This window comes from Bradyrhizobium sp. SZCCHNR3119, assembly GCF_032487775.1.
Taxonomy (GTDB): domain Bacteria; phylum Pseudomonadota; class Alphaproteobacteria; order Rhizobiales; family Xanthobacteraceae; genus Bradyrhizobium.
In genome coordinates, this window is the sequence record NZ_JAUEUV010000001.1 from 4,696,391 (window position 1) to 4,709,908 (window position 13,518).

Here is a 13,518-nt window from a genome sequence, read left to right on the forward strand (position 1 = left end):
TCATGATCCAGACCGCACTCGATGACATCCCAGCCCCGCCATCCGCGAAGCTGTTAGGCTGGCGTCTGTTGGATGCGCAGCCCGCCGCAGGCTGGATCCGGGTCGGCTTCGACGGCAAGCACGAGTTCTGCAATCCGGCCGGATTCATCCAGGGCGGCATCCTGTCGGCGATGCTCGACGACACCATGGGCCCGGCCGTATTCGCGATGACGGATGGCCGCCTCTATACGGCAACCGTCACCATGACGGTCAATTTCATGACTCCCGCCGAACCCGGGCCGATCACCGGCGAAGCGCGGGTGACGCAGCTCGGCAAGACGATTGCCTTCATGGAGGGCCGGCTCGCGCGGGCCGATGGTACGCTGATTGCGACCGCAACCGCCAGCGCGCGACTGATCGCGAGCGCGCGAGCGTTGCGCTGACAACGATTAAGGTCATGGAGCTGCCGCTCCCGCCCATTCAGGATGGACGTGAGAGCACAGCCCCGCTAGGCTGGCGGTCCACCGATCAGGATCGCCATGCTCAAGCTCTATTACACACCCGGCACTTGCGCGCTCGCCTCGCATATCGCGCTGGCTGAAGCCGGCGCGGACTACGCGCTGCAGAAGGTCGATTTCAAGGCCAACCAGCAGAACAGCCCGGACTATCTTAAGATCAACCCGAAGGGGCGGGTGCCCGTGCTGGTCACCGACCGCGGTGTCCTGACCGAGACGCCGGCGCTGCTCGCCTACATCGCGCAGAGCTTCCCGCGGGCCAAGCTCGCGCCGGTGGACGATGCCTTTGCGTTCGCCGAGGTGCAGTCGTTCAACTCCTACCTGTGCTCGACCGTTCATGTCGCGCATGCGCATCGGGTACGCGGCTCGCGCTGGGCCAGCGAGGAAACCTCCTTCGCCGACATGAAGCGCAAAGTCCCTGAAACCGTCGGTGGCTGCTTCGCGATGATCGAGCGCGCCATGTTCAGGGGGCCGTGGGTGATGGGCGAGCAGTATACGATCTGCGACCCCTATCTGTTTACGATCGCGCAATGGCTCGAAGGGGACGGCGTCGACATCAAAGCGTTCCCAGGCATCGCTGATCATTTCACTCGCATGTCGGAGCGGCCGGCCGTGAAGAAGGCGCTGGCCGAACAGCGCTAGACGGAACCGCGCTTGCCGTGATCGAGCTCGCGCGCGGTCTCCAGCATCAGCTTGCGCAGCCAGATCGAGCCCGGGTCGACCTGCGCCCGGGTCGGATAGAACATGTATTGCTCATCGATGCCGGGATCGAGCGGCGGTGAGATCGTCAATAGCGACAATGATCTCGTCAGTGCGGCGATCAGGCGTCGTGGCACGAAGGCGACCAGATCGGTGCGGGCCACGACATGGAGCGCCTCGAAATAGCTCGGCACGACCAGCGCAATCCGCCGCTCGATGCCTTTCTCCTGCAGCCAGATATCGATCAGGTCCTCATTCCGGCCGCGCAGCACGACGGCGACGTGGCGGGCCTTCAGGAAGGCGTCGCATTGCTTCAGTTTTGCGCCCACCGGATGGCCGCGACGGACCGCCAGCGCGTCGCTGTCGGTATAAAGCAGCTGGCGGTGAAAGCCTTTGAAGGCGTTGCCGATCGAGATCACCATGTCGATGGTGCGGGCGAATTCAGCGTGGAAGATCGCAGGTCCCCGCCATGGCACCACGTCGATGCGGATGTTGGGTGCGGCTTGCGTCACCTTCGCCATCAGCATCGGCATCAGCAGTTCGACCGCGAGATCCGGCATCATCAGCCGGAACTGGCGTTCGCTGCTCGCCGCGTCGAACGCATCCGACTTGAACAGGCCGCGCACCTGATCCAGCGTCTGTGCCAGAGGTGCGCGCAAGGCAAGCGCCCGCGGCGTCAATTCCATTCGCGCACCGGTGCGCACCAGCAGCGGATCGCCGAACAGATCACGCAGCCGCTGCAGCGCGTGGCTGGTGGCCGGTTGCGACAAGCCGATCCGGAGAGCGGCGCGGCTCACGCTGGCCTCGCGCAGCAGCGCATCCAGCGCGATCAGCAGGTTGAGATCGAGCGCAGTCAAATTCATCAGGCGAATAGATATCATATCGCCTATCGATTGGAAGAATGAGAAGCGCTGCGGCAGCATCCGGCTCCATCCATCAGGAGGACTCGTCATGACCGTCGCCGCCAACAAGCAGTTGCTGCAAGATCTCTTTGCCGACATCACTGCCGGCAACCGCCAACGGTTTGTGGACCATATCGCCGACGACGTGACGATGCAGATCACGGGACACTATTCCTGGTCGCAGACGTTCAGGGGCAAGGAAGCGCTCGTGCGGGATCTCTACGACTATCTCGCGACCATTCTGGCTCACCGGCGAACCATCCCGCTGCGCTTCTACGCAGACGGCGATTACGTCATCGTCGAAGCCAGGGGCGAGATGCGCACCAAGGCCGGTATTCCCTACAACAACGATTATTGCCTGATCTACCGGCTGCAGAGCGGGCGGATCATCGAAATCAGGGAGTACTGCGACTCCGCGCTGACCGAAGCCGTGCTCGGCCCGTTTCCGGCATCGATGAAACAGCGCGGCTGATAAATGGCAGGAGGACGCCGATGACGACGATTGAAAACGATCGCACCGAGAACAAGAAGATCGTTCAGGGCGTGTTCGATGAACTGGCCAAGGGCAATTCGAAGCCCTTGCTGGATCGTCTTGCTGACGATTTCCGCTTCGTGATCATGGGGACCGGATCATGGTCGCGCAGCTTCGACGGCAAGGCCGTCGTGCTCACCGAGCTGTTTGCTCCGCTGCGGGAGAGGATTGCGGGCCGGATCGCCACGATCCCGGTCCGGCTGATCGCGGAAGGCGATCTCGTTGTCGTCGAGGCGCGCGGCCGCAACACGACAACGGAGGGCAGGGCCTATGACAATACTTACTGCAATGTCATCAGGCTCGAGGCAGGGCAGTTCAAGGAATGGATCGAATATTGCGACACCCTGTTGGTCGAAAACGTGCTGGGGCCTCCCCCGATGGCCCCGTCGCATCCGGCCGCGAAGTGCGGGTGATGCGCGCCCGTCCTCACGCCACCTTGGTCTTGAGATGGCCGAACATGATGTTGCGGGCATCCTCGTCCAGTTCGGCTTTGAAGATGAACTTGTCCTTCAAGGCGAGCGCACGCTGTGCGGCCGGACGGCTCGTGACTTCGTCGACCAGACGCTTGAGGTTGGGATATTTCGTCAGCGCGTCGTCGCCGAACGCGAACGGCGCCATGCGGGCCCAACCCCACAGCGCCATGTCGACGATCGTATAGGTGTCCCCGACGATGTAGCGGCGCGTCGCCAGGCGATCGTCGATGATCTTGTAGTGGCGGTGCCCTTCATATTGATAGCGATTATGGGCGTAGTCGTGGTCCTGATCCTTGGGCGCGAAGTGCTTGAAATGGACCGCTTGACCAGAGTAGGGGCCGACGCCGGTCGCGACGAACATCAGCCATGAGAGCAGCTCAGCCCGATTCGCCGGCGTATCGGCAGGCAGGAACTTGCCGGTCTTCTCGGCGAGATAGAGCAGGATCGCGTTGCTGTCGAACACGACGACCCCGTCATCATCGATCGCAGGCACCTTTCCATTCGGATTGATTTGCAGGAACTCCGGCTTGAACTGGTCGCCTTTGCGGGTGTCGATGGCGATGGGCTCGTAAGCCAAGCCGGACTCTTCGAGGAACAGCGCGACCTTGGTCGGATTGGGCGAACCGTTGAAGTAGAATTTGAGCATTGGTGTTTCCCCTGGAGTGTTACTTGCGGCGTTGTGCACGGCGCGCTGCAGATAGACATCTCACGTAGACATTAACGGCGTGGGATCGCCGACCAAGTCGGAATGGATTTTTGTTGGTCCGGGCGGGTCCGAATGAGTTGTCTTGTCTCGGTGCACAGCATTTATCGCATTGCTGCTATTCGCGACGCGGATGGCCGGAACGAGCTCCATCACGTGCCCCGGCATGCCGCGGTTCGACGAATGGTGCAAATCGGCTCCGTTTTGGTGCGTATGCCAAGTGTTGCCGCGACAAAACAGCGCGACAAAATTAGAAACCATCAAAACGAGACCGTGATCCCAACATTCTTTCGACAAATGGAACCTGCGCAGCCTTATTGCGAACGAAGTCCTCGACGAAACGGCGCTGGGGGTTGCACTGAATCGTCGGAGGTCTGATGACGAATCGAGCGACGAGTCTGGTGCCGTGTCTCGCGGCGACCATGTTGGCCAGCGCGGCACTGGTGACGCTCCAGTTCCAACCGGCGTGGAGTGCTGATGACTGCCTGGCGAAGCCGAAGGAAGGCGTTGCAGGAAAGCATTGGTATTACCGGATCGACCGTGCGACGAAGCGTCAGTGTTGGTATTTGCGCGATGATGACCGCGGGCAGGGCGCGTCTCTCGCAGCGCGAAAAACTGCTGCGCAAGATGAACGCGCGAAGCTCTCCTCCGCGACGGCGAATGCGCATGCTGAATATGAGACGCAGGCCAGCTCCGGTAACGATGATGTGAAGCTTGCGCCCTCGCCTGAGTCGGCGAAACCTTCCGGAATGGTCCCATCAGGTGCGGCTCCGGTCGCGGATGCCGGACCGACACAGGGCGCCGCAGACGGCAGCGCCGCGCCGGCCGAAACGTCGACGATCGCGACCCGGTGGCCCGAGCAGACCTCCACCACGCTGCAGGCCCCCGCCGATCCGGTGCAGACTGCGCCGTCCTACAAGCTCGCCGCAGCTTCTGCACCTGCCATTCCTGCTGACGCAAGCGCATCTCCGGCGACGCCTGAGCCGGTGCGCGTGAGCGACACGACCTCTTCTTTCTCCGCCGCGCTGAGCACGGACGACGCCTCTCGGACCCAGTTGTTTGCTTTCCTCAGCGCGATCGCGCTGACCGGCTTTGCCACCAGTGTGCTGTTTGCGCGGGCGCGCGCCCGGCGCCGCATCCAGCTTGCGCCAGCGCAGATGCGGCGCAGCGCGCATTGGCCGGTTGAACCGGAGCTCGATCGGATGCAGCTGGCGCCGATGGATGATTACCCCTCGCTGCCGCAGCCGCGCGATCTCGAACAGCCGCGTCGATCCCGATTGTCGGTGGTCCCGCAGGACGACGTCCACTACGAGGAGCAATATCAGGTCGAAGATCTGCTAGCGCGGTACTCAGGACAGAACCGCCGGAGATCTTAGCCCGTTCAGCTTGCGGCCAGTTCGGAGCGAATTTCGGCGCGTAATTCGTCGATCAGTTTCAACCCGCTCTTGGTCTCGACATGCCAGAAGGTCCAGCCGTTGCACGCGGGCAGGCCTTGCGCCACCGCGCCGATGCGATGGATCGAGCCGACTTTATCGCCGAGCATGATGGCGCCATCGGCGCGCACCAGCGCACCGTACCGACGCTTGGCATCGACGAGCTTCGTCCCCGGCGGGATCATCCCGCGTTCGATCAACTCGGAGAACGCGACGCGCGGTGCCTCGCGCGCAGTCATGAACGGGGCCAGCGTCGCCTCGGGCAGCGGTTCGATTGCCGCGATGCGCGCCTCGGCGGCTTTGGCATAGGTGCGGTCGCGTTCGAAGCCGACGTAGCGGCGGCCGAGGCGTTTTGCCACAGCTCCGGTGGTGCCGGTGCCGTTGAACGGGTCGATCACGAGATCGCCGGGTCTTGAGGACGAGAGCAGCACCCGCGCCAGCAAGCCTTCCGGCTTCTGGGTGGGATGGATCTTCTTGCCGTCTTCGTCCTTCAGCCGCTCATCGCCGGTGCACAGCGGAATCAGCCAGTCGGAGCGCGCCTGCACGTCTTCATTGGCCGCCTTCAGCGCCTCGTAGTTGAACGTGTAACCTTTGGCCTTCTCGTCGCGCGCCGCCCAGATCATGGTTTCGTGCGCATTGGTGAAGCGACGGCCACGGAAGTTCGGCATCGGATTGGATTTGCGCCAGACGATGTCGTTCAGGATCCAGAAGCCGAGATCCTGCATGATGGCGCCGACGCGGAAGATGTTGTGATAGGAGCCGATCACCCACAAGGTCGCGCTCGGCTTCATCAGCCGCCGGGCGGCGAGCAGCCAGGCGCGGGTGAAATCGTCGTAGGCGGCAAAGGACGAGAACTTGTCCCAATCGTCGTTGACCGCATCGACATGCGATTCGTCAGGACGCTTGAGCTCGCCCTTGAGCTGCAGATTGTAGGGCGGATCGGCGAACACCAGGTCGACCGATGAGGCCGGCAATTTCGACATCTCGGCGACGCAGTCGCCGACGATGATGCTCGAGCTCTCGAGAGTCTCAAATTTGGTGCGGGGCGCCCTTGCAGACGCCCCGCGACGCGACACAACCATGACTCAAGAACTCTGACTCAGGCGACGCTGTCGGCGACGCGGGACCTAACAACCGACTGGCGCTACCTTGATCGCGCAAAGTAAAAATCGGCTTAACCGGGAAAATTTTTCGCATCATTGCGCGTTGATTCATCACGCGCCGTCCGATGTGCCGCGTGCAGGTGGCATCGGTCCAAGCTCGCTAAGCTGACGATCTGTCGACGGTTTATCCCGACGGCGTGCCGCGTTGCCGTCGCGTGCATGGGCAATCGCGGCGTGATTTGTCGGGCCGGCGCTAGGAAAAACTTGCCGGCCGGGTTATTGATTAACGGAGTGGAAATTCTACCTGTCTGCGGCGTTAGGTATTGCGTTTGCCCGCGTTGGATCAATCGAGGAAAGGCCGCCATGCGTTACGATGATTTTCGCCGCAGCGACGACGTTGAGGATCGTCGCGACGAAGGCGGAATGGGTGGCGGTATGGGTCTGCCGATGGGCGGTGGCGGGCTCGGCATCGGCACCATCATCGTACTCGGCCTGATCGGTTATGCCTTCGGCATCGATCCGCGAATCCTGATCGGTGGCGCCGAGATGGTCAGCCACAGCGGGCAGAGCTATCAGGCCGACCGTCGCTCGCCCGGCAAGACCGGCGCGCCGAAGGACGAGATGGGTGACATGGTCTCCGCGATTCTCGGCGAGATCGACGACCGCTGGAGCGAGATTTTCCAGGCCAGTGGCCAGAGCTACACCGGACCGAAGGTCGTGCTGTTTCGCAACGCCACCAATGGCGGGCGCTGCGGCATGGCGCAGTCGGCAATGGGGCCGTTCTATTGTCCGCCGGATCGCCAGATTTTCCTCGATACCAATTTCTTCCGCCAGGTCGAGACGCGCTTCCACGGTTGTTCAGGCAATGCCTGCAAGTTCACCGCGGCCTATATCATCGCGCATGAGGCCGGCCATCACATCCAGAACCTGCTCGGCATCCTGCCGCGGGTGACTCGGCTGCAGCAGCAGTCGGGCAGCAAGGCCGACGCCAATGCGCTGCAGGTGAAGGTCGAACTGCAAGCGGATTGCCTGTCGGGCGTCTGGGCCAATCGCGAGCAGAAGAAGCGTCCCGGCTATCTCGAAGAGGGCGATATCGACGCGGCGCTGACGACCGCTTCGGCTATCGGCGACGATACGCTGCAGCGGCAGGCGACGGGCCGCGTGGTGCCGGACTCGTTCACCCACGGTTCGGCGGCACAGCGCAAGCGTTGGTTCATGACCGGCTTCCAGCAGGGCACGGTGAAAGCCTGCGATACTTTCGGCGCAAATTCGCTGTGATGCGGGTCGGCGCCTGGAGTTGATGAAGGAGGTGACGATGTCATCGGCCGGTGAAGCCAAGCAGTTCATTCCGCTCAACATCGCGGTGCTGACCGTTTCCGATACGCGCTCGCTTGCCGACGACAAATCCGGCACGACGCTGAGCGATCGATTGACCACGGCCGGCCATAAGCTCGCGGCGCGTGAGATCGTCACCGACGATGTCGAGGCGATCCGTGCCGTGGTGAGGCGGTGGATCGCCGATCCCGGCGTCGACGTCGTCATTACCACCGGCGGCACCGGCTTCACCGGTCGCGACGTGACGCCGGAGGCCATCGAGCCGTTGTTCGAGAAACGGATGGACGGCTTCTCGATCGCCTTTCACATGCTGAGCCATGCCAAGATCGGCACCTCGACGATCCAGAGCCGCGCAACGGCGGGCGTTGCCGGCGCGACCTACATCTTCTGCCTGCCTGGGTCGCCCGGCGCGTGCCGCGATGCCTGGGACGGCATCCTGGCCGCGCAGCTCGATTATCGTACGCGCCCCTGCAACTTCGTCGAGATCATGCCGCGGCTCGATGAGCATCTGCGCCGGCCGAAGGCGCAGGGCGCCACGGTGTAGAGCGCGCCTCGTCGACTATAGCTTCAGCTCCCAGGTCTCGCCCATGAGATCGACGCCGAATGAACGATGCGGCTCTTCGGCGACGAGCTGGAAGCCCGCGCGCCGGTAGATGTCGCGTGCGGCAGTGAGGATGCTCTGCGTCCACAGCACGATGGTCCGGTAGTTCTTCTCGCGTGCGAAGCGGATGCACTGCTCGACCAGGGCGCGGCCGACACCGAGCCCGCGGGCCTTTTTCTCGACCAGCAGCAAGCGCAGCTTTGCGACATCATCCGTGCCCTTGACCAGAAAGATCGAACCCACCGGCTCGCCGTCGATCTCCGCGATCCAGCAATGCTCCCATTCAGCGTCGAAGGCGCGCAGGAATTGCGCGGTGATCTCCGCGACCAAGGCTTCGAATGAGATGTCCCAGCCATATTCGTCGGCATAGACGGCGCCATGGCGTGAGACCACCCAGCCGATATCGCCAGGACGATGGCTGCGGAGGAGAAAGGCCGACCGGGGCATCGCCCTCGGTTCAAGGACATCTTCGATTGTCGCCATCGCCTGCACCAGGCGGTCGCGGTCCCGCCCGGTGAGTTCGTCCAGCATCGCCGCGATCTCGCTCTGCGAACTACGGTCGAGCTTGGCGAAGCTCTGACGTCCCTTTGCGGTCAGGCCGAGCGCCTGCTGTCGTCGGTCCGATGGCAATGGCGTACGGATGATCAATCCCTTCTCGTCGAAGCTCTGGACGATGCGACTGAGATAGCCGGGATCGAGGTCGAGAGTGGCGGCGATCTCCTTGGCGGAGAGACCCTCGCCTTGAGCGAGTTCGTAGAGCACCCGCGCCTCGGAGAGCGAGAAGGGACTCTTCAGCAGGTGCTGGTCGAGCACCCCGAGCTTTTTTGTATAGAAGCGGTTGAAAGCCCGAACGGCGGAGACATGGCTGTCGGACTGCTGACCGTGGGGTGATGGATTGAGCATGGCGCACCTCGATACTTGCCATTGTCAATCGATTGATTGACTTTGGCAAGCATCTTGAGGGCCGCGCTAGATCATGACCATTCGGCTACGCAACAGGGTGCGCGAACGGCCGATCTGACGCAAAAGGCGGGTTTCCGCCCGACGGGCATTCGGGGCGTGGCCGCCGAGCTGCCGGTAATGGTCGCGTGCGATCAATAGCCCCTGGTCGCCGAGCGGACCGACCAGGGTGCGTGCGATCGCCCGAAGCCGGTCGCGAAAGCTGATCTCCGCATAGGGCGAGCGGGCGTAACGGAACACGCCGGCGCGGGGACGTCCAGACGCCGCCACGCTCTGGACGAACTGCACGGTCTCGTCGACCCAGCCGGGATCGAGCACGGCGCCGACCGGGAGAAACATCAGCCATGGCGCCTTGGCCTGGGCGGCGCCAGCGGCCAGCGCGGCCGCATGCGAGCCTTCGAATTTCATGAAGTTGCAGCCGGCAACGTCGGCGACCCGCTCGATCACGCTGGTGTCGGATGAGCGATCGACCAGGAGTACGTCGGTGATGACACCGGCTGCTGCGCCGGGGACCAGCGCGGACAACGTCGCCACCGCGGGCTGCTCCGCACCGTCAGTGGGAATGATCACACTCAACATGTCGCAGGCATTTGTTATCTAAGCGGCCACTGCGAACGTTGTTAGCATCTTGTCACAATCAAAACAGCCCTTTCGCTGCAGAATTTTGCGGCAGATGCTCAGGCGCGTCGCGTCGGATCGCGCTCACGCCGAATGACGTTTCAGCTCGTCTTGATCATCACTGCGCCAGCGCGCAATCTCTGCGAGTTCGGCTTCCGGACGGGTGGCGACGACCTCGCGCCGGCCGAGATAGATATCGCCCCGATCACCATCGATGGTGATCCAGTCCCCGCCGACGATCTGCGCTGCGCCAAGGCGCGCGCGGTCAGCCTCGGGCTCGGTCGTCAGGGCGCCGCAGCCGACGATGCACGGCTTTCCGAGCTGGCGGGCCACCAGTGCAGCGTGCGAGGTGCGCGCGCCGACCGACGTGACGATGCCGGCGGCCACCGCAAAGCCCGCGACATCGGCGGTCGATGTATCCGGCCGCATCAGGATGACGGGTTCGCCGCCGGCGGCGAGCCGCTCTGCATTCTCGGCATCGAACGCGGCTCGCCCCGCCGCGATCCCACCGGAGGCGCCGATGCCGGTCAGGACCGGTTCGCCCGCGGCGGCGAGCCGGGTCTCGACCAGTGCAGCGAGATCGACGTCGGCGAGCCGCGCGAGCGCCTCACGCGGCGTGATCAGGCCCTCCGATACGAGATCGATCGCGATCCGCAGCGCTGCACGCGGCGTGCGCTTGGCGGCGCGCGTTTGCAGGATCCAGAGCTTGCCGTCCTCGACCGTGAACTCGACGTCCTGCACGTCGCAGAACGCCTGCTCGAGCCGCTCCAGTATCGCGCCGAGTTCGGTCGTCAGGTTCGGTAGTGCGCGTGCGATGGTCTCCTCGGTGTCGGGCGTGCGGCGGCCGGAGACGACGTCCTCGCCCTGGGCGTCCAGCACCAGATCGATCATCGGCTTGCGCGCACCGGCCGAGGGATCGCGCGAGAACGCGACACCGGCACCGGAGGCGAAGCCGCCATTCCCGAACACCATCGCCTGAACCGTGACCGCCGTGCCGCGCAGATGGTCGAGGTTCTGCAGCTTGCGATAGGTCCGCGCGCGCTCGCTCATCCAGGACTGATAGACGGCGCGTGCGGCTGCCTCGAGTTGCGCGGCGGCGTCTTCCAGCCAGCCGTCGCTGCCGACCTCGACCAGCGCCTGTTCGTCGGTCGCGAGCCGCTCCATTGCGGCACTGTCGAGCTCGCGATCGCTGGCGACGTCTTCGCGCGCGATGAGTTCGGCAAGCTGAGCCGCGAGCGGTGCCGGATCGAGACCGAGCACCGCCTCCGCATAGCTCTCAATGAAGCGGCGGCGGCAATCCCATGCAAGCCGCGGCCGCCCGGTGGTGCGGATCAAGCCACGCACCGCAGCCGACGTGCAGCCGACATTGAGCACGGTGTCGAGCATGCCCGGCATCGAGCGGGCTGCGCCGGAGCGCACCGAAACGAGCAGGGGACGGCGATGGTCGCCGAAGATCTTGCCGGTCGAGTGTTCGAGATAGGCTACGCCGTCCTTCAAACCGTCACGTAGATCATGTTCGGCCTGTGTCTTCCCGGCGATGATGTCGGCACAGAGCTCCACGGGAAGCACGAAGGCGGGTGGCACCGGCAGGCCAAGCGCGGCCATCCGCGCCAGATTGGCGGCTTTGGCGCCGACGATGTCGGCCGGGCGCTGTTCGGTCGCGGTGCCGCCGATGCGGACGATAGACATGGGCTCATCCTTACGCAGAGAGATCGGTCATGATGTGCTGACGCAGAAGATGGCCGAAACCGGCGAGGCGATCGGTCGAGCGCTCGATCGCGCGCGCCAGTTCCAGGAGCGAGAGCGAGGTCGCCACGTCGAAGCCGCCGATGAAGACCAGGGCGGTGATCGTCCGCTCCTGCGCGTCTGCCGCATGTTCGGTATCCATCAGGCGGACCACCGCGGCGAGCGCATCTTCGGCATCGGCCTGGCGGCCCTCGGGCACTTCGACTGCTGCGGCGAGGCCGCTGGCCGCAGCCTCGATCGCGGCAATGGCAACGCCGCAGAGATCGCACAGCGCCCCGAGCGGTTTGCCGCCGATGCAGGCCGGCGCCAGCGAGGCGATGAAGGCCGCCTGCTCCAATTCGTCGATCGCCTCCTCGACGCGGTCGACCAACTGGCCGACCAGCGGCTTGGCGTTGAGCCGTGCGACCTCGTGCCGGGCTTCGATCGCGATGCGATCGGCCTTCTGTTCGATCCGGCCGGCGCGCATCGCGAGCAGTTTGCCGTCTGCGGGGCGTCCGGCTTGCAGTGCGGAGAGGTGACGGGCGAGGCCGCCGGCGATGTCGTGGGCGAGCCCAAGCTGCCGCATGACGATGGTCAGCAGGGCGCTATCGGCGCGGTCGAGATGGCGCACCAGATCGGCCTCGATCTGATCGCGGACCAGCCGTACCGAGCGTCCTGCCAAGAGCCCCTCGGTCGAGGCGCGTAGCGCCGCTTTCAGAAAATCGATCGCAGCGTTGCGGCCGAGCGCTTGGTCCAGCCGCTCGCCGAAGCCGATCCGATTGGGGGCGGCATTGCGCACGGCAGCTGCCAGCAGGTCATTGCCGCCGAGCTGGAGAAAGGCGCGATGGCCGACCCGATTGCGCGCAGCCCAATCGAGGATGCGCGCGGCATCGTCCTTGGCGACCCAGCTGCGCAGCAGCTTGCGGGCCTTGTTCCAATCGATCAGGAACACCAGCGCGGCGCCGAGTGCGGCGAGGAAGTCATCGCGTGCTTTGGCGCTGTCGCCGTCGAACTGGCCGGTCACGAGAAAGAAAGCGTTCTCTTCACCAAGACCTGCGGCGTCGTGGCGATCGAGTCCGCTCCAATGCGCGGCAAAGGCATCGAACAGCTGGATGAAGAATTTCGCCCGCACCAGATGCACGTCGGTGTAGGTCACGGTGACCGCGTTATTCCGGACCGAGATCACCATGACATGGGCGTCGGTGGTGCCGATATCGTTCTGGATCAGGAGGCGATCGCCGGAGCGGGTAGCCATCGTGTCCAGGCCCGGGTGATCGAATTTCAGGGCGTGCGTGGCGTTGAGCCCGCGCATGAAGGCCGCGACCGCCGGGCGATCCGCTTCGGTGAGGCCATAGACATGGGCGCCGTCAAGCAGTTCCTCTGCACAGTCGGCAGCCATCCGGTTCAGCGTCTTGTGCAGATCCATCACCAGGAGGTGTAGGCTGTCGGCGCTTTCCTGCGCCTTGGTGAGCCGTGCCACGCGCGCGAATTCGACGTCGTTGCCGCCCTCGAGCAGGCCTGCGCCACGGATGGCGGCGAGCCGCTTCTCGGCGGCGTCACCCTCGGTGGGACGGCCGCCGGCCACGGCGCGGATCATCGCGCGCGCGTCGTCTTCGATATGCCTGATCAATTGCGGTAGCCCTGGCGCCGCCAAGCGTCCCTCCGCAGTCCGATGGGCGCCGCCGATCAAGGTGGAGAGATCGGCCGATGTGATCCCTGCGGCCCGGCTTTCGGCCGACAGATCCGTCAGCCGCCGCTCGGGCGCTCGCGCATGCTGGCTCGCAGCCTGCAGCGCGCTCAGGCGCACCTTGATGCGGTCGTTGGCGGCAAGACCATCCGCAATCAGTTGCGGCAGCAGAATGTCGGCCTGGCCGAGCTCTTTGATGATCTGCGATTTCATGGCGGCGTCTGGTCAGAGACTGATGGTGCCAGTCTGCCTG

General features: G+C 64.2%; 14 protein-coding genes. 7 read left to right on the forward strand and 7 right to left on the reverse strand.

All coding sequences use genetic code 11. From position 1 onward, the window contains the following. The first annotated feature begins 2 nt into the window (after nt 1–2). A complete protein-coding gene (locus tag QX034_RS21600) occupies nt 3–422 on the forward strand; it encodes a PaaI family thioesterase (protein ID WP_315706735.1) in 420 nt (139 codons plus the stop codon). Between the two features lie 96 nt (nt 423–518). Beyond that, nucleotides 519–1,136 (forward strand): glutathione S-transferase family protein, encoded by a 618-nt coding sequence (locus QX034_RS21605; RefSeq protein WP_315706734.1) that lies wholly within the window; start codon nt 519–521, stop codon nt 1,134–1,136. Here QX034_RS21605 and QX034_RS21610 read toward each other — a convergent pair. Beyond that, a complete protein-coding gene (locus QX034_RS21610) occupies nt 1,133–2,056 on the reverse strand; it encodes a LysR family transcriptional regulator (RefSeq protein WP_315706733.1) in 924 nt (307 codons plus the stop codon). The two genes, QX034_RS21605 and QX034_RS21610, sit on opposite strands and share 4 nt — an antisense overlap. Nucleotides 2,057–2,144: 88 nt before the next feature. Here QX034_RS21610 and QX034_RS21615 point away from each other — a divergent pair, with 88 nt between their 5' ends. Both QX034_RS21615 and QX034_RS21620 read left to right on the forward strand, forming a co-directional pair. Further along, nucleotides 2,145–2,567 (forward strand): nuclear transport factor 2 family protein, encoded by a 423-nt coding sequence (locus QX034_RS21615; protein ID WP_315706732.1) that lies wholly within the window; start codon nt 2,145–2,147, stop codon nt 2,565–2,567. A 20-nt stretch (nt 2,568–2,587) separates the two neighbouring features. Beyond that, complete coding sequence (locus QX034_RS21620; protein ID WP_315706731.1) at nt 2,588–3,040, forward strand: nuclear transport factor 2 family protein; 453 nt, start codon at nt 2,588–2,590, stop codon at nt 3,038–3,040. Nucleotides 3,041–3,053: 13 nt separating this feature from the next. Here the strand turns inward: QX034_RS21620 and QX034_RS21625 are convergent, their stop codons facing one another. After that, nucleotides 3,054–3,746 (reverse strand): glutathione S-transferase family protein, encoded by a 693-nt coding sequence (locus QX034_RS21625; protein WP_315706730.1) that lies wholly within the window; start codon nt 3,744–3,746, stop codon nt 3,054–3,056. 434 nt (nt 3,747–4,180) lie between these two features. On the opposite strand from QX034_RS21625, the gene QX034_RS21630 reads away from it, so the two are divergent. Continuing rightward, on the forward strand, nt 4,181–5,179 hold the full coding sequence (locus tag QX034_RS21630; protein ID WP_315706729.1) for a hypothetical protein: 999 nt from the start codon (nt 4,181–4,183) through the stop codon (nt 5,177–5,179). Nucleotides 5,180–5,184: 5 nt separating this feature from the next. On the opposite strand, the gene QX034_RS21635 is transcribed toward QX034_RS21630, so the two are convergent. After that, entirely contained in the window at nt 5,185–6,318 is a 1,134-nt protein-coding gene (locus tag QX034_RS21635; protein ID WP_315706728.1) for a site-specific DNA-methyltransferase, read from the reverse strand. Nucleotides 6,319–6,702: 384 nt separating this feature from the next. Between QX034_RS21635 and QX034_RS21640 the strand changes: the two genes are divergently transcribed. Together QX034_RS21640 and moaB are read left to right on the forward strand one after the other, a co-directional pair. Next, entirely contained in the window at nt 6,703–7,617 is a 915-nt protein-coding gene (locus QX034_RS21640) for a neutral zinc metallopeptidase (RefSeq protein ID WP_315706727.1), read from the forward strand. Between the two features lie 37 nt (nt 7,618–7,654). Beyond that, a complete protein-coding gene (gene moaB, locus QX034_RS21645; protein WP_315706726.1) occupies nt 7,655–8,218 on the forward strand; it encodes a molybdenum cofactor biosynthesis protein B in 564 nt (187 codons plus the stop codon). 15 nt (nt 8,219–8,233) lie between these two features. Here moaB and QX034_RS21650 read toward each other — a convergent pair whose 3' ends face one another. The 4 genes from QX034_RS21650 to QX034_RS21665 form a co-directional block, all read right to left on the reverse strand. Then, nucleotides 8,234–9,178 (reverse strand): helix-turn-helix domain-containing GNAT family N-acetyltransferase, encoded by a 945-nt coding sequence (locus QX034_RS21650; RefSeq protein ID WP_315706725.1) that lies wholly within the window; start codon nt 9,176–9,178, stop codon nt 8,234–8,236. Between the two features lie 66 nt (nt 9,179–9,244). Further along, nucleotides 9,245–9,814, reverse strand: a complete 570-nt coding sequence (locus QX034_RS21655; RefSeq protein ID WP_316195775.1) for a glycosyl transferase — start codon at nt 9,812–9,814, stop codon at nt 9,245–9,247. Nucleotides 9,815–9,937: 123 nt separating this feature from the next. After that, complete coding sequence (locus QX034_RS21660; protein ID WP_315706723.1) at nt 9,938–11,542, reverse strand: PEP/pyruvate-binding domain-containing protein; 1,605 nt, start codon at nt 11,540–11,542, stop codon at nt 9,938–9,940. Nucleotides 11,543–11,552: 10 nt separating this feature from the next. After that, the gene (locus QX034_RS21665; RefSeq protein ID WP_315706722.1) at nt 11,553–13,478 is read right to left on the reverse strand and encodes a hypothetical protein; all 1,926 of its coding nucleotides are present in this window, start codon (nt 13,476–13,478) and stop codon (nt 11,553–11,555) included. Between the last annotated feature and the right edge of the window lie 40 nt (nt 13,479–13,518).

Excerpts from the sequence above, each read along its gene's own strand:
- QX034_RS21600 (WP_315706735.1), top strand. The coding sequence starts at position 3 with ATGATCCAGACCGCACTCGATGACATCCCAGCCCCGCCATCCGCGAAG.
- QX034_RS21605 (WP_315706734.1), top strand. The coding sequence starts at position 519 with ATGCTCAAGCTCTATTACACACCCGGCACTTGCGCGCTCGCCTCGCAT.
- QX034_RS21610 (WP_315706733.1), bottom strand. The coding sequence starts at position 2,056 with ATGAATTTGACTGCGCTCGATCTCAACCTGCTGATCGCGCTGGATGCG.
- QX034_RS21615 (WP_315706732.1), top strand. The coding sequence starts at position 2,145 with ATGACCGTCGCCGCCAACAAGCAGTTGCTGCAAGATCTCTTTGCCGAC.
- QX034_RS21620 (WP_315706731.1), top strand. The coding sequence starts at position 2,588 with ATGACGACGATTGAAAACGATCGCACCGAGAACAAGAAGATCGTTCAG.
- QX034_RS21625 (WP_315706730.1), bottom strand. The coding sequence starts at position 3,746 with ATGCTCAAATTCTACTTCAACGGTTCGCCCAATCCGACCAAGGTCGCG.
- QX034_RS21630 (WP_315706729.1), top strand. The coding sequence starts at position 4,181 with ATGACGAATCGAGCGACGAGTCTGGTGCCGTGTCTCGCGGCGACCATG.
- QX034_RS21635 (WP_315706728.1), bottom strand. The coding sequence starts at position 6,318 with ATGGTTGTGTCGCGTCGCGGGGCGTCTGCAAGGGCGCCCCGCACCAAA.
- QX034_RS21640 (WP_315706727.1), top strand. The coding sequence starts at position 6,703 with ATGCGTTACGATGATTTTCGCCGCAGCGACGACGTTGAGGATCGTCGC.
- moaB (WP_315706726.1), top strand. The coding sequence starts at position 7,655 with ATGTCATCGGCCGGTGAAGCCAAGCAGTTCATTCCGCTCAACATCGCG.
- QX034_RS21650 (WP_315706725.1), bottom strand. The coding sequence starts at position 9,178 with ATGCTCAATCCATCACCCCACGGTCAGCAGTCCGACAGCCATGTCTCC.
- QX034_RS21655 (WP_316195775.1), bottom strand. The coding sequence starts at position 9,814 with ATGTTGAGTGTGATCATTCCCACTGACGGTGCGGAGCAGCCCGCGGTG.
- QX034_RS21660 (WP_315706723.1), bottom strand. The coding sequence starts at position 11,542 with ATGTCTATCGTCCGCATCGGCGGCACCGCGACCGAACAGCGCCCGGCC.
- QX034_RS21665 (WP_315706722.1), bottom strand. The coding sequence starts at position 13,478 with ATGAAATCGCAGATCATCAAAGAGCTCGGCCAGGCCGACATTCTGCTG.